This window comes from Inquilinus limosus (genome assembly GCF_051487185.1).
Lineage (GTDB): Bacteria > Pseudomonadota > Alphaproteobacteria > DSM-16000 > Inquilinaceae > Inquilinus > Inquilinus limosus_F.
The window spans coordinates 98,392-120,996 of record NZ_JAHVDK010000026.1 but is presented as its reverse complement, the minus strand read 5'-3'; the positions used below and the strand labels follow the sequence as shown (position 1 = coordinate 120,996).

Genomic DNA, 22,605 nt, shown 5'->3' with positions numbered 1-22,605 from the left:
TTCGCGGGAATGACGTGAATGGGGTGGCCGCGACTTTACCGCTCGGCGTCGGCTGTGAACATTCGTAATCGACAGTGAACATCTGTGCGGCGACACCTTCCCCGCCCCCGGCAAAATGTCGTACCAAGGGGTGTGAGGCCGGCCGCGCGTCCGGCCCCTATTCGGGAGGATAGTGAAATGCGTGCCTTGGTCCTGGAGCGGCAGAGGGAACTGTCGCTGCGCGAGATCGACCTGCCCCGGACCCTTGGGCCGGGCGACGTCCGGATCAAGATCGACACGGTCGGCGTCTGCGGCAGCGACGTGCACTACTACACCCATGGCCGGATCGGTCCCTTCGTGGTGACGGAGCCGATGGTGCTGGGCCATGAGGCCGCGGGCACCGTGATCGAGGTCGGCCCCGGTGTTACCAGCCTGAAGACCGGCGACCGGGTATGCATGGAGCCGGGCATCCCCGACCTGACCTCCAAGGCCTCCAAGCTGGGCCTCTACAATGTCGATCCCAGCGTCGTGTTCTGGGCGACCCCGCCGGTGCATGGCTGCCTGACGCCCGAGGTGGTGCACCCCGCCGGCTTCACCTTCAAGCTGCCCGACAACGTCTCCTTCGCCGAGGGCGCGATGGTCGAGCCCTTCGCCGTCGGCCTGCAGGCGGCGGTGAAGGCGCGGATCCAGCCAGGCGATCTCGGCGTCGTCATCGGCGCCGGGCCGATCGGCATCATGGCCGCGCTGGCGGCCCTGGCCGGCGGCTGCAGCCGGGTCCTGATCTCCGACCTGCTGCCGGAGAAGCTGGCGATCGCCGAGCGCTATCCCGGCATCACCGGCGTCAACATCCGCGAGAAGACGCTGGCCGACGCGGTGGCTGATGCGACCGACGGCTGGGGCGCCGACGTGGTGTTCGAGGCCAGCGGCAGCCCGCGCGCCTATCCCGGCATCTTCGACGTTGTGCGGCCCGGCGGCTGTCTGGTGGTGATCGGCATGCCGGTTGAGCCGGTGGCGGTCGACCTGGTCGCGGCCGCGGCCAAAGAGGTGCGGATCGAGACCGTGTTCCGCTACGCTAATGCGTATGACCGCGCCATCGCCATGATCGCGTCGGGCAAGGTCGACCTGAAGCCGCTGGTCACCGATACTTACAGCTTCGAGGACAGCATCGCCGCCTTCGAGCGGGCGGCGGAGGGGCGGCCGGCCGACGTCAAGCTGCAGATCAAGCTGTGACCGCCTGAGGCGCCGGCGCCGACCGGACCGGCCGGCGCTTGATTCTTTGTTCGCCTTATGTTCCGATGGCACGGATCGGCTGTCGGGGAGGAGCGCCATGGCGTCGAAAGAGACATCGGGGATTCGCGTCGGCATCGGCGGCTGGACCTTCGAGCCCTGGCGCGGGACATTCTACCCCGAGGGCCTGGCCCAGAAGCGGGAGCTGGAATACGCCTCGCGCCATGTCACCTCGATCGAGATCAACGGCACCTATTACGGCTCGCAGAAGCCGGAGAGCTTCGCCAAATGGCGCGAGGAGACGCCGGAGGGCTTCGCCTTCTCGGTCAAGGGCACGCGCTTCACCACCAACCGGCGGGTACTGGCCGAGGCCGGCGAGTCGATCGACCGCTTCGTCACCAGCGGCATCCTGGAGCTGAAGGAGAAGCTGGGGCCGATCAACTGGCAGTTCCTGCCGACCAAGCAGTTCGACCCTGACGACTTCGAGGCCTTCCTCAAGTTGCTGCCGCACAGCGTCGAGGGGCATGCGCTGCGCCATGTCGTCGAGGTCCGGCACGACAGCTTCCGCACCCCCGAATTCATCGACATGCTGCGCGCCCACAAGGTGGCGACGGTGCTGACCGACAAGGAGGGCTTCCCGGAGATCCCGGACGTCACAGCGCCCTTCGTCTACCTTCGGCTGCAGCGTGCCTCGGAAACGGTCGAAACCGGCTATCCGGCCAGGGAACTGGACCATTGGGCCGAGCGCGCCCGAGCCTGGGCCGAGGGTGGCGCACCCGACGACCTGAAGCCGGTCGGCGCGCCCGAGAAGAAGGCGCCGGCGTCGCGCGACGTCTTCATCTACATGATCAACGGCTTCAAGCCGAAGGCGCCGGCCGCGGCCATGGCTCTGATCGAAAGGCTGGGGTGAACGGGCCTATTTCCGCCCCGCCGAGGCGGCGATCCGGGACAGCTCGTCAAAGCGCGGGCCGGAGGTCGGGATCTCGATGTGGAAGATCTCGGCGATGGCGCGGGTCCAGCCATGGATGAAATAGGTCCAGCCATCCTCGACCGTCAGGCCGCGCGTCCCCTGCTGCCGCTGGGCCTGGTCCAGGAACAGCAGGTCGCCGCGGTAGTTGAGGTCCCAGACGAGGCCGCCCTGTGGGAACGGCGCGTCATCGCCGAGCGGCGAACCCGGCGCATCCTTGCCCAGGCCGGTGGCGTTGACCACCACCGAGCTTGGCTTCAGCCCGCGCAGGGCCGCGTCGTTGTCGGCCGGGCTTTGCGCCAGGATGTAGTCGACCGGCAGGGTGCGCCCCATCTCTCCATGGAGGCGGCGGATCTCGTCGAGCCGCTCCGGGCTGCGGTCGGAGACGATGATCCGCGCCGGCCGGTCGGGCCGGGCGTGCATTGCATGCCAGGTCAGGGCGATGGCGGCGCCGCCGGCGCCGATCGAGAACAGCTCCGCCCCCGTCCGGGCGAAGTGCCCTGCCGGCACGAAGGCATCGAAGGCAAGACCGGCGGAGATCGGGTCCTTGGCATGGCCGACCAGCCGGCCATCGGCCTTGGAGAGACAGCTGACCTCGTCCAGCCGCGCGGCGTGCGGATCGATCTCGTCGAACAGGTCGCGGCTCGCGTGGAACAGGTCGATCTTGTGCGTGGTGATCAGGGCGCCGCGCGACAGCGGGTCATCGCGGATGAAAGCCACGGCCTCGCGATAGGCAGCAGGATCGGCGTGCAGCGGGAAGTCGATTCCGCGGATCACGGCATCGGCCAGGCCGAGAGCCTGCGCCCAGGCCGGGAAGACACGCATGATCGAGCTCTGGCCGGTGGTGACACCGATGAAATAGAGCGTCGGCCGGGCGGCGGGCGGAGGGACGGCCACGGCTCAGCCCCCCTGCCCCGCCACGGCGAACAGCGCGTCGATCTCGGCCGGCGACCGCGGCCGATAGTTCGGGTTGTCCACCGCAACCCAGCCGCCGGCGCCGTCGTCGAGGATGCGCCGCCGCATGCCGCCGGACCGCTCGATGATGCCGTAATCCTGCCCGGCATCGGCCGGGTAGCAGAAGCTCATCACCAGCTCCTCCGCGCCGATGTTGATCGAGCGGTGGATCCAGTAGGGCGGCACATAGCAGACGGTGCGCGGCAGGATCTCGACGATGCGGATATCGCCAGCCGGCGATTCCAGCAGCATCAGGCCGCGCCCGGCCTCGCCGGTGTAGATCTCCGGCCGGTCGGCCTTGGCGTGAATGTGGCCGCGGGTCAGGAAGTATTCCCGACCGATCTTGCCCGGCACCATGCGGGTGACACCGAAGATCAGGTCGCCCGCCGCGGCGGAGGGCCGGACGTCCTGCACCTCGTACACGACCTCGTCGCCGGAGCGCGCCTGCGCCGCCTCATAGGCGGCGGTATCGGCATAGAGACCGGCCAGATCGGCCAGAGTCTTGACGTACCGGCCGGTCGCCCCCGCCAGGGCGCCGTCCCGCACCTGCAATGTGCAGCTCATGGGTTCGCGCAGCAGCATGACGGCCCCGTCATTTCCTCCATGACCGAAGGAGTGGCCCGGTTCCGCTGCGGACGCAAGCCCGCTCCCGGGCGGGGCTGGATTGACGGCAGGAAGCCTCCACCGTCCTACTACCGGAAACCAGCGCGACAGACTCGCCCATGACCCAGGATCTCGCCCTCTCGATCGATGTCGGCACCGGCAGCGCGCGGGCGGCGCTGGTCGATGGCGGCGGACGGATCCTGGCCATTGCCGCCAGGGAATACGAGCAGATCGTGCCGGCCTTCGGCTGGTCGGAGCAGCGACCGGCCGACTGGTGGGAAGGTGTCGTCCACTCCGTGCGCACTGTGCTGGACCAGGTCGAAGGCGCCCGCAACCGCATCGCTGCGGTCTGCGCCTGCGGCCAGATGCACGGCACGGTGCTGGTCGATGCCAACGGCGCCCTGACCAGAGACACCGTTCCGCTGTGGAACGACAAGCGCACGCTCGACCTCGTCGCGGCGTTCGAGCGCAGTCACGACCCGAAGGACTACCTGGCCGAGAGCGGCAACCCGCCGACCCCGGCCTGGCCAGGCTTCAAGCTGGCCTGGATCCGCGACCACGACCCGCAGGCCTATCGCCGGGCGGCGGCGGTGATGATGCCGAAGGACTGGGTCAATTTCCGCCTGACCGGCGAGATCGCCATGGAGGTGACGGAAGGCTCGTGCAGCTTCCTGATGAACCCGGCGACGCGCGACTGGTCCCCCGCCATGATCGCGCTGATGGGGCTGGACGCCGCCAAGCTGCCGCGGCTGCGGTCGCCGCTCGAGATCCTGGGCGGCGTCACCGCCGCGGCGGCGGCCGAGACCGGCCTGGCCGAAGGCACGCCGGTGCTGGTCGGCGGCGCCGACTATCCGGTGGCCCTCCTGGGCTCCGGTGCCTGCCGGTCGGGCCTTGGCTCCGACGTCACCGGCACCTCCTGCATCATCACCCTGATCACCGAGGCGCCGCTGCTGGACCCCGAGATCTGCAACGTCGCGACGATCGAGGGCGGCTGGGGCCCCTTCGTGCTGCTGGAGAGCGGCGGCGACGCCATGCGCTGGGCCCGCCGCGCCTTCCACGAGGGCGCGCTGGGCTACCCCGAGATCGTCGCCAAGGCGGCCAAGGCCGCGCCGGGGGCCGGCGGCCTGCTGTTCCTGCCCTATCTGGTCGGCGAGCGGCTGGGCCGCCACCGCAACGCCCGGGCCCAGTTCTTCGGCCTCGGCGCCGGACACGGCTTGGCCGAGCTGCACCGGGCGGTGCTGGAGGGCGTGGCCTTCGCCGTCACCCGCCACATCCGGATCATGGAGGCGGCGTCGGGCCGCCCGCTGGAGCGGGTGATCGCCTCCGGCGGCGGCGCTAAGACCGAGCTGTGGTTGAAGATCAAGGCCAGCGCCTACGGCATCCCGATCCTGGTGCCGGAGGAGGCGGAGTGCGGCGTCGTCGGCTGTGCCGCGATGGTGGCCGCCGCGACCGGCCGCTTCGCCACGGTGCAGGACGCCGCCGCGGCCTATGTGCGCTACGGCGCCGAGATCGCGCCCGACCCGGACTGGGCCGAGCGCTACGCCCGGATGCAGCCGGTCTTCGACCGGCTCTACCGCCACAGCCAGGCGCTGTACGACGACCTGGACCGGATCACGTCGTAGCGGCTCGGAGCCCATTCCCAACCGTCATTGCGAGGAGGCGAAGCCGACGAAGCAATCCAGGGCCACGCCGAACGGCCCTGGATTGCTTCGCTGCGCTCGCAATGACGATATGGGGAATTCTGGGACCTCTTGGCCTCTCAGGCGGCATCCCACACCGGCGCCAGCCCCTCCGGGCTGACCAGGCGGCCGGCCGGCCGGGTCAGGGCGTGGATCGCGGCCATCTCTTCGGCCGAGAGCTCGAAGTCGAAAATCGCCAGGTTGGCCGCGGCGCGCGCCTCGCTGACTGTCTTCGACAGGGCGACGACACCCGGCTGCTGCACCAGCCAGCGCAGCACCACCTGGGCCTCGGTCCTGCCGCGGCGGGCGGCGATCGCCTTGATCACCGGATCGCCGATCACCTTGCCGTCGGCCATGGCGTAATAGGCGGTCACGCTCATGCCCGCCTTGCGGGCCGCGGCCAGGATCGCCGACTGGTCGAGATAGGGATGGTACTCGACCTGGTTGGTGACCAGCGACGCCTCGCTGAGCGACGCGGCCTCGGCCATCAGCGCCGTGGTCATGTTGCTGATGCCGATATGGCGCACCTTGCCGGCGGTCCGCACCTCGTTCAGCGCGCCGATCTGTTCGGCCAGCGGCACGTCCTGGTTCGGCCAGTGCAGCAGCAGCAGGTCGACATGGTCGGTGCGCAGCTTGGCGAGGCTCTCGTCGACCGAACGCAGGAAAGCGTCGCGCCGGTAGTTGGAGACCCAGACCTTGGTGGTCAGGAACACGTCGTTGCGGGCGACGCCCGAGGCGGCCAGACCTTCGCCGACCTCGGCCTCGTTGCCGTAGATCTGTGCCGTGTCGATGTGGCGGTAGCCGAGCGACAGCACGTGCCGGACCATGCGGACCGTGTCCGGGCCGTTCATCCGGAAGGTGCCGAAGCCGAGCGCCGGGATCTCGGCGCCGTTGGCGGTGACCAGGGGAACCATATCTCAATCCTTTCTCGTCATTCGGCGGCGTCGGCCGCCGGGCGGAGGGGCTGCTGGACCTGCGGCAGGACCTCGCGCGCCAGCTCGTCGAGCACCTCCTCGACCGGCCGGCGGGAATGCCGCAGATGCAGCGCCAGGTGGTCGACGCCCAGCCCGGCGAGGTGGTGCAGATGCTCGACCAGGCGGTTCCGGCCGAGCCGCGCGCCGAAGCGGTGCGGCTGCGGCGCCGCATCCGGATCCTCGGCGAGGTCGAGGTGGAAGGCGGTGATGAAGGGCCGGCGCGCCTCGTGCTTGCGGTGCCATTGCTGCGCCTGGGCGGCCAGCAGCTCCGGCGTGTTTGGATACACGAACCAACCGTCCATCTGGTCCGCGATCCATTCAAGGCTCTGCCGGCCGCGCCCGGCCATCACCAGCGGGATCACCGGCTGGGCCGGCCGGGGCAGCAGGTCCAGCGTCGAGGCGCGGGTGCCGTCGCCGAACGGCAGCCCGCCCGGCTGCCAGGCCTGTCGGAGATAGGCGACAGCGTTGCGGAAGCTCTCACCGCGGCCCTCGAAATCGAGCCCCAGCAGCGGGAACTCCACCGGCCGGTCGCCGGTGGCGACGCCGAGGATCAGCCGGCCGCCGGACAGAGCGTCGACCGAGGCCGCCGCCTTCGCCGTCATCATCGGGTGGCGCAGCGGCAGCACCACCGCGGCGGTGCCGAGCGCGACGATCTTCGTGATCCCGGCGAGGAAGCCGAGATGGGCGAAGACGTCGTAGACCGAGCCGGCATCGCCGAAGCGCTGCGGGTCGAAGACCGGGACGTCGCGCATCCAGATGGCGACGAAGCCGGAACGGTCGACCTGCCGCACCCGGTCGGCATGGCGGGCCAGGTCGGGCACGCCGAAGGGACGGCCGTCGGCACGGCGCGCGGCCTCGCCCATCGGCGACCAGTCATTGTCGAGCGGCAGCTCGATGCCGAGCGTCAGCCTCCGCGGCCGGCGGATCAGGTCGAGCGCCGAGCCTTCCATATGAGACGTCATGCTTCTCTCCGACTCCCCTGCCCCGCGGCGGCGGGCGGTCCGTGTCGGGGCGCAATGTGGGTCGGTGTCCCTCCGGCGATAACCCGGCGCGGCAGACCAGAAGTTATGAATTCAGTTCACGAATAGCCTGGTTTCGGCCTCGAGTTCCGCCCCCATCTTTCTTGTCGACGAGGACACAGTAGAGAGGGCGGCATGACCATCTTCCTGACCGGCGCCAGCGGCTTCATCGGCGGCGCCGTTGCCTTGCGGCTGATGCAGGCAGGGCACCGGATCCGCGGCCTGGTGCGGTCGCCGGAGAAGGCGGCGCGGCTGCAGGCGCTCGGCATCGACCCGGTGCCGGGCGACCTCGCGGACACGGCGCTGCTGGCGCGGGAGGCAAAGACGGCCGATGCGGTGGTCAACGCCGCCGATTCCGACGATCGGCCGGCGGTCGAGGCCTTCCTCGACGCCCTTGCCGGCAGCGACAAGCCGTTCCTGCACACCAGCGGCACCAGCGTGGTGGCCGACGACGCCCGCGGCGATCGGGCCTCGGACCGGATCTACGACGAGGACACGCCGGTGGAGCCGGTGCCGGGCAAGGCGGCGCGGGTCGCGATCGACCGGCTGGTCGTCGACGCCGCCGGCCGCGGCGTGCGCTCCGCCGTGCTGTGCAACAGCCTGATCTACGGCACCAGCCCCGGTCTGCATCCGGACAGCGTGCAGATCCCGACCCTGGTCGAGCAGACCCGACAAACCGGGGTCATCCGCCATGTCGGGCGCGGCCTGAACATCTGGTCGAACGTGCGTGTCGACGACATGGCCGAGCTCTATGCCCTGGCGCTGGAGCGCGCCCCGGCCGGCGCCTTCTACTATGTCGAGAACGGCGAAGCCTCCTTCGCCGAGGCCGCGGCGGCGATCGCCCGGCGCCTCGGCCTCGGCGCGCCGCAGCCCTGGCCGATCGACGACGCCATCGCCGCGCTGGGCTTCGGCCATGCTGTCTACGCGCTCGGCTCCAACAGCCGGGTCCGCGGCCGACGAGCTCGGGCGGAGCTGGGCTGGACACCGAAACACGCCTCGCTCATCGGCTGGATCGAGAACGAGATGCCGGTGGATTGATCGGCTGCATCAGCCCCGAAGATATCGGGCAAAGTCGGCGAGGATCAGCGGCCAGCCCTGGGGCGAGTCCATGCCCTCGCGCAGCCGCCCTGCCCCGTCGCCGTGACGTTCGAAATCGCGGTGCTCCAGCTCGACCCGCGTGCGCCCGTTCTCCGGCACGAAGCGGATCTCGACCTCGCTCGCCCTCTCCTCCGGCTCCGGCGCCCGGTCGGCACCGACGGCGAAGGACAGGACCAGCCGCGACGGCGGCTCCCAGGCGCGGACTTCGCCCCATGCCGTCTCGCGGCCTTCGCGGTCGCGCTCGAACCAGAGGCCGCCGACATGCGGCTCGACCACTGCGGTATCGAGCTCCGCCAGGGCGTAGGTGTAGGGGAGCGGCCACCACCGCCCGAGCTCACTGGTAAAGGCCTCGAAGGCGCGGCCCTGCGGTGCGTCGACGGTGACGCTGGCGCGAAGCGGGCTCACGGCTGTCATGGCGTCCTCCTCGAAGGCCGATCCCGTCGGCTTCGAGTCATCAACGCGCGAGACGCCGGCCCGTTTCCGTCAGGCCGCGACCAGACCGCGCCGGGTCTCGGACAGGAACTCCAGTAGCTCCGGCACGCCCTTCTCGCCGGCATGGTCGCGACGCACCAGGGCCATCCGCTCCGCCTTCGCGCCTGTGCCGCGGAACAGCAGGCGGAAGACGCGGCGCAGGGCCAGCACCTCCGGCTCGGTGAAGCCGTGGCGGCGCAGCCCGACCTCGTTCAGCGAGACCAGCCGCGCCCGGTCGCCCTGAACCAGGCAGAAGGGCGGCACGTCCTGCGCCACCATGGCGCCCGCGGCGACGAAGGCGTGGGCGCCGATGCGGGTGAACTGATGCACCCCGGCCAGGCCGCTGATGTGGACATGGTCGCCGACCTCGACATGGCCGGCCAGGGTCGCGGCATTGGCCAGGCGCGCATGACTGCCGATGCGGCAGTCATGGGCGACATGAGCGCAGGCCATGAACAGGTTGCCGTCGCCGATCTCGGTCAGCCCGCCGGAGACGCCGACACCCGGCTGGATGGTGACGTATTCGCGGATGATGTTGTCGTGGCCGATGACCAGCCGCGTCTCCTCGCCCTTCCATTTCAGATCCTGCGGCGGCGCGCCGACCGAGGCGAACTGGAAGATCTGGTTGCGGTCGCCGATCTCGGTCCGGCCCTCGATCACCGCATGGGGGCCGACGATGCAGTCACGGCCCAGCCGGACCTTCGGGCCGATCACGGCATAGGGGCCGATGCGGGTGCCCTCGCCGATCTCGGTGCCGGGCTCGATGATCGCGGTTCGGTGGATCAGGGATGACGTCATGCGGAGTCCCGAACGGAGAGCGCCGGACGGTCCGGCACGCCGCTGATCCTGCCGCCCGGAACACCAGGGGCAAACTCAAAATTTGTTACAAATCATTGCGTTGGCCGCCGGCGCCGCAGCGCGGGCCGGCTTGGCCGGCGGGCACCGGCACGCTATGGTCGCGCAACCGCCGGGAGCTGCCATGACCACCGCCGCATCGGTTCCGTCCGCTGTCGATCCCGTCGAGATGACCGTTGCGGATGCGCAGGCCGCCTTCGCCCGGGGCGACGTCACGGCGGAGGCCCTGGCACAGGCCTTCCTCGACCGCATCGCCCGCTACAATCCGCGCTACGTCGCCCTGATCACGATGAACCCGGACGCCCTGCGCGAGGCCCGCGAGATCGACCGGCGGCGCGCGACCGGTGAGGCGCTGGGCCCGCTGGCCGGCGTGCCGGTCGTGGTCAAGGACACCATGGACATGGCCGGGCTTCCCAGCACCGGTGGCTGGCGGCTGCTCAGCGCGCGAGCCGGCGGCATCGACCTGATCCCGGCGATGAACTCGCCCGTCGTGGCGCGGCTGCGCGCCGCAGGCGCCGTCATCCTGGGCAAGACCAATGTCCCCGTCCTGAGCGCGTCCGGCAGTCATGCCGACGACAGCTGGGCCGGCGCGACGCTCAACGCCGCCGTCCCCGGCCGCAAGCCGGGCGGCAGCAGCGCCGGAACCGCCACCGCGGTCGCCGGCAGCCTCGCCGTGCTGGGCCTGGCGGAGGAAACCGGCGGCTCGATCCAGAACCCGGCTTCGGCCCAGGATCTGGTCGGGATCAAGCCGAGCTTCGGCCTGGTGCCCAATGCCGGCGTCATGCCGCTCGCCGGCAGCACCCGCGACGTCGTCGGCCCGATCGCGCGCTGCGTGCGCGACGCGGCGCTGGCGCTGGACGCGATCGCCGGCTTCAGCCCCGAGGATCCCAAGACCGTGGCCGGCATCGGCCACCGGCCGCGGGGTGGCTATGCCACCGGTCTCGACGCCGGATCGCTGCGCGGCAGACGCCTCGGCCTGTACGGGCCGGGATGGCGCCACCAGCCGCTCTCCGCCGAATCGGCGGCGCTGTACCGGCGGGCGATCGGCGAATTGCAGTCCCGGGGCGCGATCCTGGTCGAGGATCCCTTCGCGGGGACGGGCTTCGCCGACATCGCCCGACCGGCGCCGGGCGCCGACGGCTTCGACCCGCGCGGCATCGAGGCCCTGCCCTACGACCTGGACCGCTACCTGAAGCGGCTGGGCCCGAAAGCCACGCTCCAGTCCTTCGAGGCGTTCAGGACCGCGGTGGCGGCGGAGGATCCCTTCGCCCCCGGAGGCGTGCTCGCCTTCATGGCGGACCGGCCGGCGTTCCGGGCAAGCCTGGCCGACCCGCTGGCGCCGCCCGATCTGGCCGATTTCCTCGAAGCGAAAGAGGCCTACCTCGCCATCTTCACCGAGGTCATGGCGCGGCACAGGCTCGACGGGCTGGTGTTCCCGCAGATGCGCGAGGAGCTGCCGCCCCTGGGAAGTTCCGGATCGGTGCAGGAGACCTCGGTCTCCGAGATCAACATCGCCGGCCTGCCCGGCGTGACGGTGCCGGCTGGAACCTATGCGTCGGGCGCGCCCTTCGGCCTGATCTTCATCGGCCCGATGTGGAGCGAGGCGGACCTGCTGTCCTTCGCCTACGACTACGAGAGCGCCACCCGGCACCGCCGGCCACCGACCCTCAACCCGTGAGGCCCTCAGGCCGCTGCCAGGCCGCGCTTCGTATCCGACAGGAAGCGCAGCAGCAGATCGATCCCGCGGCGCTCGCCATAAGCATGATCGACCGCCGCCATCCGCTCGGCCTTGGTGCCCACGCCGCGGAACAGCATGCGGAACACCTTGCGCAGCATCAGCACATCCGCCTCGATGAAGCCGTTGCGGCGCAGCCCGACCTCGTTCAGCGACACCAGCCGGGCCCGGTCGCCCTGCGCCAGGCAGAAGGGCGGCACGTCCTGGGACACCATCGCGCCGGCCGCGACGAAGGCGAAGGCGCCGATCCGGGTGAATTGATGAACCGCGACCAGGCCGCTGAGAAAGGCATGGTCGCCGACCTCGCCATAGCCGGCGATCATCGCCCCGTTGACGAAGCGGGTGTGGCTGCCGATGCGGCAGTCGTGGCCGACATGGGCGTTGGCCATGAACAGGTTGCCGTCGCCGATCCTCGTCACCCCCAGGGGCCGCGCGGCGCCGGAATGGATGGTGACGTGTTCGCGGAACACATTGTCGTTCCCGATCCGCAGCCGACTGTTGCCGCTGTCCCATTTCAGGTCCTGGGGCGGCGCGCCGACGGATGCGAACTGGAAGATGTGGTTGCGATCGCCGATCTCGGTGTCGCCCTCGACCACGGCATGGGGGCCGACGACGTTGTCACGCCCAAGCCGTACGCCTGCGCCGATGACGGCGTAGGGCCCGATGCGGGTTCCGAGGCCGATCTCGGCGCCGGCGGCAATGATGGAGGTGGGATGGAGCAGACTCGACAAAGACATGACCTCGGCTGCCCCCGGAATGCATGGATAGAACCAGACCGACCTCTGGATTAGACTGGCAGTGTGCTTTTCTCGGCGCCGATACTGCGCCCAAACGGCCAATAACGGAACATCGAAATCCTCCCGCAACCATTGTACAGACGCAACCAAATAGAAAAATTCCAAACAGCGCATGTTTTCAACGGGATGCGAGACGAGAAGAATTCGTCCTGGCGTAATAGATTTCTCAATGCTGCCTGGGCAGACTCACGAGGGGAAGCCGATGGACCTGTCTACTCTGGTGATCTACGCCGTCACGCTCGGCGTGGCCTGCGCCGTGCCGGGCCCGACCACCGCGGCGCTGGTGGCGCGCGTGCTCGGCCGCGGCAGCCGGGGGGCGCTGGCCTTCTGTCTCGGGCTGGTGGCCGGCGACCTGATGTGGCTCGGCGCCACCGCGCTCGGCCTCGCCGTGCTGGCGGCGACGCTGCAGCCGGTCTTCGTCGCGATCAAATATGCCGGCGCCGTCTATCTGCTGTATCTGGCCTGGCGGCTGTGGACCACCCCGGCGACAGGGCCGGTCGAGGCGCAGCCGGTGCGCGGCGAAGGCATCCGGCTGTTCCTGACCGGCATCTCGGTCTGCCTCGGGAACCCGAAGACGACGCTGTTCTACCTGGCGCTGCTGCCGACCATCATCGACCTGCCGCGGCTGAGCTGGATCGGCTTCGCCGAGCTCGCCGCCACACTGGTCGTGGTCTACGGCGCGGTGCTGGCGCTTTATGTCATGCTGGCCCTGCGCGCCCGCCGGATGTTCCGGTCGCCGCGGGCGCTCAAGGCGATCAACCGCGGCACCGGCGCGGTGATGGCCGGCGCCGCGGTGGCGGTGGCGACGCGCTAAGATTCGCCCGTCGCGACACTCGCGGACGATTTTTCAGCGTCGGCTGTCGAAAGCGCCCGCCCGTCCCCGACATCGACATGACGGGACAGGCTGTCCCGGGCACCGAAGCGGAGGTTCCGATGCGCTATATGATGCTGATCCACCACGACGACGCCGCGCTCGCCAAGGCGCCGCCATCGCTCTGGAGCGACTATGCCGCCTTCAAGGAGGCAGCCGCGAAGGCTGGCATTTCGTTCGAACCGGGCATCCGGCTGCAGCCGAGCTCGGCGGCTAGCACCGTCCGCGTCACCGGCGACCGGACCGAGGTCCTCGACGGGCCGTATGCCGACACCAAGGAGCAGCTCGCCGGGTATTTCTTGATCGATGTGCCCGACCTGGACCAGGCGATCGCCTGGGCGGCCCGCTGCCCGAGCGCGCGCTACGGCAGCATCGAGATCCGCCCCATCGCCCCGGCCTGACGTGCCGGCGGGGACGGGAGATCAGGCCGGGCGAGCCGCCGAGCGCGTGGCGCGCGAGAGCTACGGCCGGCTGGTCGCCCTCCTCGCCGCGCGGACGAGGGACGTGGCCGCCGCCGAGGATGCGCTGGCGGAGGCCTTCGCCGCGGCGCTTCGCCAGTGGCCCGAGAGCGGCGTTCCCGACAACCCCGCCGCATGGCTTCTCGCCATCGCGCGGCGGCGCGGCATCGACGCGGCGCGGCGACGCGCCGTCGAGACCGCCGGCGCGGACCGCCTCGCGCTGATGGCCGAGGAGCTGGAGGCGGCGGCCTCGTCGCCCGAGGCGATCCCCGACCGCCGCCTCGCCCTCATGTTCGCCGGCGCGCATCCGGCGATCGAGCGCGGGATGCGCGCACCGCTGATCCTGCAGACGGTGCTCGGCCTCTCCGCCAGCGAGATCGCGGCCGCCTTCCTGGTGCCGCCCAAGACGATGGGCCAGCGTCTGGTTCGGGCGAAGACCCGCATCCGCGATACCGGCATCCCCTTCCGCGTGCCCGACCGCGAGGAGCTGCCGCAGCGGCTCGACGCCGTGCTCGAGGCGATCTACGCGATCTATGCGCGGGGCTGGCACGAGCTCGACGACGGCGCCCCGCGGCTCGCCGAGGAGGCGATCTGGCTCGGCCAGCTCGTGGTCGGCCTTCTTCCGGACGAGCCGGAGGCGAAGGGAATGCTGGCGCTGATGTCCTACGCCGAGGCCCGGCGGCTGGCGCGGCGGGCCGAAGACGGGACGTTCGTGCCGCTGGAGGAGCAGGATGTCGCCCGCTGGGACCGCGGCGCGCTGGCCACGGCGGAGCGGCTGCTGCGCGAGGCGAGCGCGGCCGGGCCGAGCGGCCGGTATCAGATCGAGGCGGCGATCCAGTCGGCCCATGTCGCGCGGCGGCTGGGCGGCGCGGCGACCTGGCCGGCGATCGTCGCCCTCTACGATCATCTCCTCGCGCTGACGGGCTCGCCGGTCGTCGCGCTCAACCGTGCGGCCGCCCTCGCGGAGACGGACGGCCCGGACGCGGCGCTCGCCGCGCTCGACCCGCTCGCGGCCGATGACAGGCTGGCCGGCTACCAGCCTTACTGGGCGGCGCGCGGGGCCCTCCTCGCCCGCGCCGGCCGGACGGCCGAGGCGCGGGAGGCGCTGACCCGGGCGCTCGGCCTCGCCGACGATCCCGCCGTGCGGACCTATCTGCGCGCGCGGATCGAGAGGCTTGCCGAGGGCGTCCGCCGACCCTAGCCGACCGCCGCGATCACCGCGTCGCAGACGCGGTCGGCGTCGGCGTCGGACAGGAACGGGTGCATCGGCAGGCTCAGCACCTCGCGGCTCAGCGCCTCGCTGACCGGCAGCGAGCCCTCGCCCTCGCCATGGGCGCGGTAGGCCTCCGCCAGATGCATCGGCGTCGGATAGTAGATCGCGGTCGGGACCCCGGCCTCGCCCAGCTTCGCCCGCACCGCGTCGCGCTCCGGCACGCGGATGGTGTATTGCGCCCAGGCGCAGCTCAGCCCGTCCGGCATCACCGGCGTCTGGACGCGGTTGGACAGGCGGGCCGAATAGTGCCGCGCCAGCCGGTCGCGGGCCTTCAGCTCCTCGCCGAAGCTGGGCAGCTTGGCCAGCAGCACCGCCGCCTGAATGGTGTCGAACCGGGCGTTGAGGCCGACCCGCACCGTGTCGTAGCGGCTCTTGCCCTCGCCATGGACACGGATCGACTTCAGCACCGCGGCCAGCTCGTCGTCATCGGTGAAGACGGCGCCGCCGTCGCCATAGCAGCCGAGCGGTTTGGCCGGGTAGAAGCTGGTGGCGGTGACCGGCGCCAGCGATCCGACCGGGCGGCCATGGAAGGCGCCGCCGAAGCTCTGCGCCGCATCGGCGATGATGAACAGGCCCTGCGCGTCGGCGATCGCCTGCAGCTTCGGATAGTCGACCGGCAGGCCGAACAGGTCGACCGCGATCACCGCCTTCGGCGCCAGCTTGCCCGCCGTCTTGGTAGCGGCGATGCGGCGCTCCAGATCGGCCAGGTCGATCAGGTAGGTCTCGGGATCGACATCGACGAAGACCGGCGACGCGCCGAGCAGCAGGATCGCCTCCGCCGTCGCGGTGAAGGTGAAGGCCGGCACGAAGACGGCGTCGCCCGGGCCGATCCCCCGCGCCATCAGCGGCATGATCAGCGCGTCGGTGCCGCTCGACACCGTCAGGCAGTGGCGGGCGCCGGCGCGGCGCGCCAGCTCGCCCTCCAGCTCCGCCACCTCCGGCCCCAGGATGTACTGGCCGTGATCGAGCACCGCATGGATGCGGGCGTCGATCAAAGGCTTCAGGCGGGCGTATTGCTGCTTGAGGTCGACGAAGGGAAGCGACACGGGCGAGCCTCGGCTGAATCAGAATCGGGGCTGATGTAGCCCCGCCCCGGCCATGACGCCAGCCGGAACTGCGATCCGGACAAACCGTCTAAGGGGTTGGGCCGTCTCAGGGGTTGGGCCGCCTCAGTGCTCGGGCGCATCCGGCCCGAGCGAGCGCAGCAGGTCGACCAGGCGGCGGCGGACTGTCGGGTCCTCGATCCGGTAATAGGCGCGCACCAGCTCCAGCGTCTCTCGGCTCGCCACCATCTCGGTATCGGTCACCGGAGGCCCGGCACCGCCATTCGGCTGAGCGTCGGACATGCCCTCGAAGAAATAGCCGACCGGCACGTTGAGGATGCGCGTCAGCTGGTGCAGCCGACTGGCGCTGACGCGGTTGGCGCCGCGCTCGTATTTCTGGATCTGCTGGAACGACACGCCGAAGGCCGCAGCCAGCTTCTCCTGGCTCATTCCCAGCAGGGTGCGGCGCTGGCGCAGGCGGGCACCGACGTGGACGTCCACCGGGTCCGGGCCATCCTCCGTGATGGTCTTGCGCCGGCGTTGTCGGTCCGTGCCGCGGTTGGCCATTCTGGTCTATCCTCCTGCGGGCCTCGGCCCGACACCGAATACGATCGCGAACGACCGATCTGGTGCGGTCCCCCGGTGCCGCAGCGTCGAACCCGGCCCGCCTCATACTATAGTATGTCGCGAAGAACCGGGCCGCAATACCCGTACAAGGCGATCTGCACCGCGACCCTTAACCCGCACGCCCCAGTACTGGTTCCACCGCCGCGAGGTCCGGCAGGGGAATGTGGCAGCGGATGACATGGCCGTCGCCGTTGGCGCGTTCGGGCGGCGCCTGGGTCTCGCAGATGCCGCCCAGCTTGCGCGGGCAGCGGGTGTGGAAGGGGCAGCCCTGCGGCGGGTCGAGTGGGCTGGGCAGCGGCCCCTCCAAGATGATGCGCTTCTTCTCGATCGTTGGGTCGGCGACCGGCACGGCGGCCAGCAGCGCCTCGGTGTAGGGGTGATAGGGCGGCTGGAAGACGGCGTCGGTCGTCCCCTGCTCCATGATCTGGCCGAGATACATCACCACCACCCGGTCGGCCAGGTAACGGACCACGCCGAGATCGTGGCTGATGAACAGGAGTGTGGTGCCGGAGCGGCGCTGGATATCGACCAGAAGGCCGGTGACCGCGGCCTGGACCGAGACGTCGAGGGCCGAGACCGGCTCATCCGCCACCACCATCGCCGGGGCGCCGGCGAAGGCGCGGGCAATGCCGACGCGCTGTTTCTGCCCGCCGGAGAGCTGCCGCGGCTTGCGGTCGATGAAGGCGTGCGGCAGCTTGACCAGGTCGAGCAGGCGCAGCACCTCCTCCTCGACCTCGCGCCGGCCCTTCTTGACCCCGAACTTGCGGATCACCCGGCCGATCTGCTGGCCCACGGTCATGCTGGGATTCAACGTGTCGTTCGGGTTCTGGAACACCATCTGCAGCGAGGACAGGAGCTCGGCGTCGCGGCGCTGCACCGGCTTGCGGCCGATGTCCGTGCCACGGAAGGAGACGGTGCCGTCGGTCGCGGTCTCCAGCCCCATCAGCACCCGGGCGAAGGTCGACTTGCCGCAGCCGCTCTCGCCGACGATGGCGACGGTCTGGCCGCCGCGGGCCTCGAAGCTGATCGCCTCGTTGGCGCGGACATAGCGGGTGCGCTCGCTGCCCAGCAGGGCCGCGATCGAGTTGTCGTAGACCGGGTAGTGCTTGCGCATGGCCGCGACCTCCAGCACCGGCTGGTCGTTGGCGACGGCGGTGGGCGCGGCCTCGAACGGCGCCGCGGCCGGTGGCTGCGCCTCGATCTCCTCCCAGCGCAGGCAGCGCACCCGCCGGGTCTCGCTGGCCGGCAGCATCGGCACCGGCGCGGCGTCGCAGCGCCCGGGCTGGAAATGGTCGCAGCGCGGACCGAACCAGCAGCCCTGCGGCCGGTTCTGCGGCAGCGGCAGCTGGCCGCGGATCGGCACCAGCGGCCGGCTGGTCTTGTCGCGCGCCGGGGTCGGGATGCAGCCGAACAGGCCCTGGGTGTAGGGGTGGCGCGGGGCGGCGAAGATCTGGTCGATCGTCCCCTCCTCCACCGCCTGGCCGGCATACATGACGCAGACCCGGTCGCAGGTCTCGCGGATCAGCCCGAGATTGTGGCTGATGTAGAGCATGGCGGTGCCCAGTGTCCGGCCCAGCTCGGCGATCAGGTCGACGATGCCGGCCTCGACGGTGACGTCGAGCGCCGTGGTCGGCTCGTCGAGCAGCAGTAGCGACGGGTTCGACAGGAGCGCCATGGCGATGACCACGCGCTGCTGCTGGCCGCCCGAGATCTGGTGCGGATAGGCCTGCAGCACCCGGTCGGGATCGCCCAGCCGGACCCGGGCCAGCATGTCGCGCGCCCGGGCCAGCGCCTGCTCGCGGCTGCAGCCGGGCTCGTGGCACAGCGGCACCTCGGCCAGCTGGTCGCCGATCTGCATCGCCGGGTTCAGCGCCGCCATCGGCTCCTGATACACCATGGCGATCTCGGCGCCGCGGATCCGCCGCAGCTCTTCCTCCGGCATCGCCAGCATGTCTCGGCCGCGGAATTTCATGCTGCCGCCGGCGATCCGGCCGTTGCGGCCGAGATAGCGCATAATCGCCATCGCCACGGTCGACTTGCCGCAGCCGCTCTCGCCCACCAGCCCGACGCATTCGCCGGGGCGGATGGTCAGCGAAAAGTCGACCACCGCCGGAATCTCGGCGGCGCGGGTGAGGTAGGAGATCGAAAGCCGGTCGATCTCGAGGATCGGGGAGGTGCTGTCGCGCGGCGGGATCAGCTCGACCGTCATCGCCTCAATCCTTCAATGAGATCTCGCGCAGACCGTCGGCCAGCAGGTTCAGGCCGAGGACGAGCGACGAGATGGCGATGCAGGGGAAGACCGTCATCCATGGCGCGAAGGTGGCCATGGCGCGGGTCTCGTTGACCATGCCGCCCCAGTCCGGGTCCGGCGGCGGCAGGCCGAGGCCGAGGAAGCCCAGCACGCCGATGGTGATGATCGTGTAGCCCAGACGCAGGCAGGCATCGACGATCAACGGCCCGCGCGCGTTCGGCAGGATCTCGACGAACATGATGTAGAGCGAGGATTCCCCGCGGGTCTGCGCCGCGGCGACGTAGTCACGGTTGCGCAGGTCAAGCGTCAGGCCACGGACGATGCGCATGATGCCGGGGGCGCTGGCGCAGGTGACCGCCAGCACGATGTTGATGCCGGACGGGCCGAAGGTGGTGATGATGACGACGTAGAGCACCAGGATCGGGAAGGACAGGATGATGTCGCCGATCCGGCTGAGCACGTCGTCCCACAGCCCGCGCTTGTAGCCGGCGAACAGCCCCATGGTGACGCCGAGGACATAGGCGCAGGCGGTGGCCAGAGGGGCGTAGATCAGCACCCGCTGGGCGCCCCAGATCACCCGGCTGAGGATGTCGCGGCCGAGCTGGTCGGTGCCGAGCCAGAACACGCCGCCCATCGGGGCCGCGGTGCCGGGCGGCTTGAACGGCAGCAGGGTCTGGTTCGGCGGGAACGGCGCGAGCACCGGCGCGAGGATCGCCACGGCGACCCAGAACAGCACGATCAGCGCGCCGATCAGCCCGACCCAGCTCTCGCGCAGCAGCAGCACCGAGCGCAGCGCGCGGAGGATCGGGTTGCGGCCCAGCGAGGATGGTGGCGGCGGCAGCGAGATCTCGGCCATTCCGTCCCCCTCAGGTGAAGCGGATGCGTGGGTTGAGATAGGTGTAGCCGATATCGGCGATGGTCTGGGTCGCGACCGCGACGAAGACCGAGACCATGGCGCAGGCCTGGATCAGGTAGATGTCCTGGTTCAGCGAGGCTTCGAGCAGCAGGGCGCCGAAGCCCTTGTAGCCGAAGAAGGCCTCGACCACGATCACGCCGGACAGGAGCCAGTTGATCTGCAGCACGATCACGGTGAAGGGCGCGATCAGCGCGTTGCGCAAGGCGTGGCGCAGGATCACCCGCCGATAGGGGATGCCCTTCAGCACCGCCGTGCGGATATAGGGGCTCTGCATCACCTCGGCCATCGAGGCGCGCATCATCCGGGTGACGTAGCCGAAATCGTACAGCACCAGCACCGCGACCGGCATGACCAGCTGCAGGATATCGAAGCCCTGGTTCATGCCACTCGTCCCCGGCAGCCATTTCAGGGCGAGGACGAAGAGGAAGGACAGGAAGGTCGCCGAGGCGAATTCCGGCACCGAGGTGGTGACGATCGACAGGATCGAAATCGAGCGGTCGGTGGCCGAGCCCTCGCGCATGCCGGCCAGGACGCCGAGCACGACCGAGACCGGGACCATGATCAGGAAGACGAAGGCGGCGAGGATCGCGGTGTTCTGCAGCCGGGGCCAGAGCACGTCGGCGACCGGGGTCTTGAAGCGCAGCGAGTCGCCGAACTCGCCGCTCGCCATCCGGCCGAGCCAGGCCAGGTAGCGCTCGTACCAGGGCGCGAAATAGCCGTGCGCCTCGAGCCACAGCTGCCGCTGCTCCTCCGAGCTGTAGGGGCCGAGGACCTTCACCGCCACGGCCGAACCGTTCACCTCCAGCAGGAGGAAGACCAGCAGCGACACCGCCAGCATGGTCAGGAGCATGAAGAGGACGCGTTTGGCGAGGAAGATCAGCATCGCCGGACCGCCTCCCCTGCCTGGGCGGGGCGCAGGGCGGGCGCATGGCCTCTCCCGCATGGCGGGAGAGGCAACATCGAAGCCGCGACGCTTCGGGTCATGCGCTTGTCTCGGGCGAAAGCCGTCACGCCGACAGCCACACCTTGTCGAAATACATCTCGCGGGCGAAGTGGTAGGCGAAGCCCTGCACCTTGTCCGTGCTGGCAGTGTAGATCTTCAACCAGAACGGGATGATGGTGATGGCGTCGTCCTGCAGCATCTGCTCGATCTGCTTCACGATCTCCTTGCGCTTCGGCACATCGATCGTGGCCTGCGCCTGGTTCAGGAGCTTCTCGAACTCCGGGTTGTCGTAGCCGGTCTCGTTCCAGGCCGCGCCCTTGCGGTAGGCGACGTCGAGCACCTGGACGCCGAGCGGCCGCGTGGTCCACTGCGTCACGCTGAACGGCCAGGAGGTCCAGCGGTCCCAGTAGGTGCCGCCGGGCAGGATGTTGACCTTCAGATTGATGCCGGCCGGCTTCATCATCTCGGACAGCACCACGCCGATCTGGCCTTCCCATTTCGGGTCGTCGACGCAGTTGATCTCGATGTCGAGGCCGTTCGGGTGGCCGGCCTCGGCCAGCAGCTTCTTGGCCTTCTCGTAGTCCTGCTTCATCGGGCCGAGATCGGTGTATTCCGGATGGATCGGCGCGACGTGGAAATCCTGGCCCGGGACGCCCAGCCCCTGATAGGCGAGCTGCAGCAGACGGTCGTGGTCGACGCAGGCCTGGACCGCCTGGCGCACCCGCTTGTCGTCGAACGGCTTCTCGGTCACCCGCATGCGGGCGACGCCGACGATGGCCGTGTCCTTGTCATAGACCTTGAGCTGCGGATTGGCCTGGTAGCCGGGCAAGAGGTTGGGGTCGAGCTTGTACAGCAGGTCGACCTGGCCGGAGGACAGGGCCGCCAGCTCCGCCGCCGGGTCAGGGCCGAGGTCGATGAACTGCAGCTCGTCGATATAGGGCTCACCGCCCCAGTAGTCCGCCTTCTTGGTGTACACCGCGCGCTGGCCGACCACGTATTCCTTGAGGGTGAACGGGCCTGTGCCGATCGGGTGCTTGATCAGGTTCGACTCGAACTTTGTGGCGAAGTCGCGGTGGAAGATCAGCGCCGGATAGTCACCCAGGCTCTCGGGGAAGGAGAGCATGGCGTTCTGGAAATGGAACCGCACCGTGTGGTCGTCCACCCGCTCCAGCGCGTTCGGCGCCATCTTGATGGTGTCGCCTTCCTTCACCGTCAGGCCGCTGAACCGGCCCTGGTTGGAGGAGCCGGTCTTGCTGTCGAGCCAGCGGGTGAAGGTATTGATCACGTCGTCGGCGTTGAAGTCGTCGCCGTTGCTCCACTTCACCCCCTTGCGGAGCGACAGCGTCCAGACCGTGACGTCGTCATTCGCCGTCCATTTCTCGGCGAGATGGGGATGGGCAAGGTTGTCGGTGCCGATCCGCACCAGCGGCTCGATCAGCTGCCGCGCCGAATTGCCCTTCTCCGACCAGTCGTAGATGGCCGGGTCGCTGGCATCCATCACGAACATGCCGACCCGCAGCGTGCCGCCCTTGCGCGGCGTGTCCTGGGCCAGGGCCTGCGGCATGATCGGCTCGCCGGTCACCATCGAGGCCACGGAGTATGCGGTCGGGATCGCCAGGCCGAGCAGCACCGAGCTGCGCAGGAATTCGCGCCGGTCGACCCGGCCGTCGCGCAGATCCTCGGCCAGTTTTGGAATCGCGACGTGAACCTTCCCCAGATCCTTGATGTCCATCAGGCTCTCCCTGTCGAGACGCTGGAACCACCCTGCCCGGGCGGCGGCTTTCTTGCGCTTTTTTCGAAGCCTCGGCCCGCAACCGAGACTATTAGACGGCCGGCCGGCCACAGCCTTGTTTCCCGTGGCGACA

21 protein-coding genes are annotated in these 22,605 nt (G+C 69.8%); 8 read left to right on the top strand and 13 right to left on the bottom strand.

Features of this window, described 5'->3' with window-relative positions:
- Nucleotides 1–177 precede the first annotated feature (177 nt).
- Both KXR53_RS26345 and KXR53_RS26340 read left to right on the top strand, forming a co-directional pair.
- Nucleotides 178–1,209, top strand: a complete 1,032-nt coding sequence (locus tag KXR53_RS26345; protein ID WP_437378276.1) for an NAD(P)-dependent alcohol dehydrogenase — start codon at nucleotides 178–180, stop codon at nucleotides 1,207–1,209.
- 97 nt (nucleotides 1,210–1,306) lie between these two features.
- Complete coding sequence (locus KXR53_RS26340) at nucleotides 1,307–2,116, top strand: DUF72 domain-containing protein (RefSeq protein WP_437378275.1); 810 nt, start codon at nucleotides 1,307–1,309, stop codon at nucleotides 2,114–2,116.
- A gap of 6 nt (nucleotides 2,117–2,122) precedes the next feature.
- On the opposite strand, the gene KXR53_RS26335 is transcribed toward KXR53_RS26340, so the two are convergent.
- Nucleotides 2,123–3,070, bottom strand: a complete 948-nt coding sequence (locus KXR53_RS26335) for a shikimate dehydrogenase family protein (protein WP_437378274.1) — start codon at nucleotides 3,068–3,070, stop codon at nucleotides 2,123–2,125.
- A 3-nt stretch (nucleotides 3,071–3,073) separates the two neighbouring features.
- Entirely contained in the window at nucleotides 3,074–3,709 is a 636-nt protein-coding gene (locus KXR53_RS26330; protein ID WP_437378273.1) for a glucose-6-phosphate isomerase, read from the bottom strand.
- A 140-nt stretch (nucleotides 3,710–3,849) separates the two neighbouring features.
- On the opposite strand from KXR53_RS26330, the gene KXR53_RS26325 reads away from it, so the two are divergent.
- Nucleotides 3,850–5,352 carry a xylulokinase gene (locus KXR53_RS26325; protein ID WP_437378272.1) on the top strand — a complete coding sequence of 501 codons (1,503 nt, stop codon included), beginning with the start codon at nucleotides 3,850–3,852 and terminating at the stop codon, nucleotides 5,350–5,352.
- Between the two features lie 137 nt (nucleotides 5,353–5,489).
- On the opposite strand, the gene KXR53_RS26320 is transcribed toward KXR53_RS26325, so the two are convergent.
- Together KXR53_RS26320 and KXR53_RS26315 are read right to left on the bottom strand one after the other, a co-directional pair.
- Nucleotides 5,490–6,323, bottom strand: coding sequence for an aldo/keto reductase (locus KXR53_RS26320; protein ID WP_437378271.1), 834 nt, complete (start codon nucleotides 6,321–6,323; stop codon nucleotides 5,490–5,492).
- Between the two features lie 17 nt (nucleotides 6,324–6,340).
- On the bottom strand, nucleotides 6,341–7,345 hold the full coding sequence (locus tag KXR53_RS26315; RefSeq protein ID WP_437378270.1) for an LLM class oxidoreductase: 1,005 nt from the start codon (nucleotides 7,343–7,345) through the stop codon (nucleotides 6,341–6,343).
- A 192-nt stretch (nucleotides 7,346–7,537) separates the two neighbouring features.
- Here KXR53_RS26315 and KXR53_RS26310 point away from each other — a divergent pair, with 192 nt between their 5' ends.
- Nucleotides 7,538–8,440, top strand: coding sequence for an NAD-dependent epimerase/dehydratase family protein (locus tag KXR53_RS26310; RefSeq protein ID WP_437378269.1), 903 nt, complete (start codon nucleotides 7,538–7,540; stop codon nucleotides 8,438–8,440).
- 9 nt (nucleotides 8,441–8,449) lie between these two features.
- Here the strand turns inward: KXR53_RS26310 and KXR53_RS26305 are convergent, their stop codons facing one another.
- Nucleotides 8,450–8,914, bottom strand: coding sequence for an SRPBCC family protein (locus KXR53_RS26305; protein WP_437378268.1), 465 nt, complete (start codon nucleotides 8,912–8,914; stop codon nucleotides 8,450–8,452).
- Between the two features lie 69 nt (nucleotides 8,915–8,983).
- A complete protein-coding gene (gene lpxA, locus KXR53_RS26300) occupies nucleotides 8,984–9,769 on the bottom strand; it encodes an acyl-ACP--UDP-N-acetylglucosamine O-acyltransferase (RefSeq protein ID WP_437378267.1) in 786 nt (261 codons plus the stop codon).
- A gap of 181 nt (nucleotides 9,770–9,950) precedes the next feature.
- Here lpxA (KXR53_RS26300) and KXR53_RS26295 point away from each other — a divergent pair, with 181 nt between their 5' ends.
- Entirely contained in the window at nucleotides 9,951–11,504 is a 1,554-nt protein-coding gene (locus KXR53_RS26295; protein ID WP_437378266.1) for an amidase, read from the top strand.
- A gap of 5 nt (nucleotides 11,505–11,509) precedes the next feature.
- On the opposite strand, the gene lpxA (KXR53_RS26290) is transcribed toward KXR53_RS26295, so the two are convergent.
- Complete coding sequence (lpxA, locus tag KXR53_RS26290) at nucleotides 11,510–12,292, bottom strand: acyl-ACP--UDP-N-acetylglucosamine O-acyltransferase (protein ID WP_437378265.1); 783 nt, start codon at nucleotides 12,290–12,292, stop codon at nucleotides 11,510–11,512.
- 268 nt (nucleotides 12,293–12,560) lie between these two features.
- Here lpxA (KXR53_RS26290) and KXR53_RS26285 point away from each other — a divergent pair, with 268 nt between their 5' ends.
- The 3 genes from KXR53_RS26285 (at nucleotide 12,561) to KXR53_RS26275 (ending at nucleotide 14,888) form a co-directional block, all read left to right on the top strand.
- Entirely contained in the window at nucleotides 12,561–13,172 is a 612-nt protein-coding gene (locus KXR53_RS26285) for a LysE family translocator (RefSeq protein ID WP_437378264.1), read from the top strand.
- Nucleotides 13,173–13,291: 119 nt separating this feature from the next.
- A complete protein-coding gene (locus KXR53_RS26280; RefSeq protein ID WP_437378263.1) occupies nucleotides 13,292–13,630 on the top strand; it encodes a YciI family protein in 339 nt (112 codons plus the stop codon).
- 46 nt (nucleotides 13,631–13,676) lie between these two features.
- Nucleotides 13,677–14,888: an RNA polymerase sigma factor gene (locus KXR53_RS26275; protein ID WP_437378262.1), complete on the top strand. Its 1,212-nt coding sequence runs from the start codon at nucleotides 13,677–13,679 to the stop codon at nucleotides 14,886–14,888.
- Here KXR53_RS26275 and KXR53_RS26270 read toward each other — a convergent pair.
- From KXR53_RS26270 to KXR53_RS26245, 6 genes are all read right to left on the bottom strand, one after another.
- On the bottom strand, nucleotides 14,885–16,006 hold the full coding sequence (locus KXR53_RS26270; RefSeq protein WP_437378261.1) for a DegT/DnrJ/EryC1/StrS family aminotransferase: 1,122 nt from the start codon (nucleotides 16,004–16,006) through the stop codon (nucleotides 14,885–14,887). The genes KXR53_RS26275 and KXR53_RS26270 overlap by 4 nt on opposite strands.
- A 123-nt stretch (nucleotides 16,007–16,129) precedes the next feature.
- Entirely contained in the window at nucleotides 16,130–16,570 is a 441-nt protein-coding gene (locus KXR53_RS26265) for a helix-turn-helix domain-containing protein (RefSeq protein ID WP_437378260.1), read from the bottom strand.
- Nucleotides 16,571–16,739: 169 nt separating this feature from the next.
- Entirely contained in the window at nucleotides 16,740–18,839 is a 2,100-nt protein-coding gene (locus KXR53_RS26260) for a dipeptide ABC transporter ATP-binding protein (RefSeq protein ID WP_437378259.1), read from the bottom strand.
- Between the two features lie 4 nt (nucleotides 18,840–18,843).
- On the bottom strand, nucleotides 18,844–19,737 hold the full coding sequence (locus KXR53_RS26255) for an ABC transporter permease (protein WP_437378258.1): 894 nt from the start codon (nucleotides 19,735–19,737) through the stop codon (nucleotides 18,844–18,846).
- A gap of 10 nt (nucleotides 19,738–19,747) precedes the next feature.
- A complete protein-coding gene (locus KXR53_RS26250) occupies nucleotides 19,748–20,680 on the bottom strand; it encodes an ABC transporter permease (protein WP_437378257.1) in 933 nt (310 codons plus the stop codon).
- Nucleotides 20,681–20,804: 124 nt separating this feature from the next.
- Entirely contained in the window at nucleotides 20,805–22,472 is a 1,668-nt protein-coding gene (locus tag KXR53_RS26245) for an ABC transporter substrate-binding protein (RefSeq protein ID WP_437378256.1), read from the bottom strand.
- Between the last annotated feature and the right edge of the window lie 133 nt (nucleotides 22,473–22,605).

Coding starts and splice junctions, on each gene's coding strand:
- KXR53_RS26345 (WP_437378276.1), top strand. CDS start 178: ATGCGTGCCTTGGTCCTGGAGCGGCAGAGGGAACTGTCGCTGCGCGAG.
- KXR53_RS26340 (WP_437378275.1), top strand. CDS start 1,307: ATGGCGTCGAAAGAGACATCGGGGATTCGCGTCGGCATCGGCGGCTGG.
- KXR53_RS26330 (WP_437378273.1), bottom strand. CDS start 3,709: ATGCTGCTGCGCGAACCCATGAGCTGCACATTGCAGGTGCGGGACGGC.
- KXR53_RS26325 (WP_437378272.1), top strand. CDS start 3,850: ATGACCCAGGATCTCGCCCTCTCGATCGATGTCGGCACCGGCAGCGCG.
- KXR53_RS26320 (WP_437378271.1), bottom strand. CDS start 6,323: ATGGTTCCCCTGGTCACCGCCAACGGCGCCGAGATCCCGGCGCTCGGC.
- KXR53_RS26315 (WP_437378270.1), bottom strand. CDS start 7,345: ATGACGTCTCATATGGAAGGCTCGGCGCTCGACCTGATCCGCCGGCCG.
- KXR53_RS26310 (WP_437378269.1), top strand. CDS start 7,538: ATGACCATCTTCCTGACCGGCGCCAGCGGCTTCATCGGCGGCGCCGTT.
- KXR53_RS26305 (WP_437378268.1), bottom strand. CDS start 8,914: ATGACAGCCGTGAGCCCGCTTCGCGCCAGCGTCACCGTCGACGCACCG.
- lpxA (WP_437378267.1), bottom strand. CDS start 9,769: ATGACGTCATCCCTGATCCACCGAACCGCGATCATCGAGCCCGGCACC.
- KXR53_RS26295 (WP_437378266.1), top strand. CDS start 9,951: ATGACCACCGCCGCATCGGTTCCGTCCGCTGTCGATCCCGTCGAGATG.
- KXR53_RS26285 (WP_437378264.1), top strand. CDS start 12,561: ATGGACCTGTCTACTCTGGTGATCTACGCCGTCACGCTCGGCGTGGCC.
- KXR53_RS26280 (WP_437378263.1), top strand. CDS start 13,292: ATGCGCTATATGATGCTGATCCACCACGACGACGCCGCGCTCGCCAAG.
- KXR53_RS26265 (WP_437378260.1), bottom strand. CDS start 16,570: ATGGCCAACCGCGGCACGGACCGACAACGCCGGCGCAAGACCATCACG.
- KXR53_RS26260 (WP_437378259.1), bottom strand. CDS start 18,839: ATGACGGTCGAGCTGATCCCGCCGCGCGACAGCACCTCCCCGATCCTC.
- KXR53_RS26255 (WP_437378258.1), bottom strand. CDS start 19,737: ATGGCCGAGATCTCGCTGCCGCCGCCACCATCCTCGCTGGGCCGCAAC.
- KXR53_RS26250 (WP_437378257.1), bottom strand. CDS start 20,680: ATGCTGATCTTCCTCGCCAAACGCGTCCTCTTCATGCTCCTGACCATG.
- KXR53_RS26245 (WP_437378256.1), bottom strand. CDS start 22,472: ATGGACATCAAGGATCTGGGGAAGGTTCACGTCGCGATTCCAAAACTG.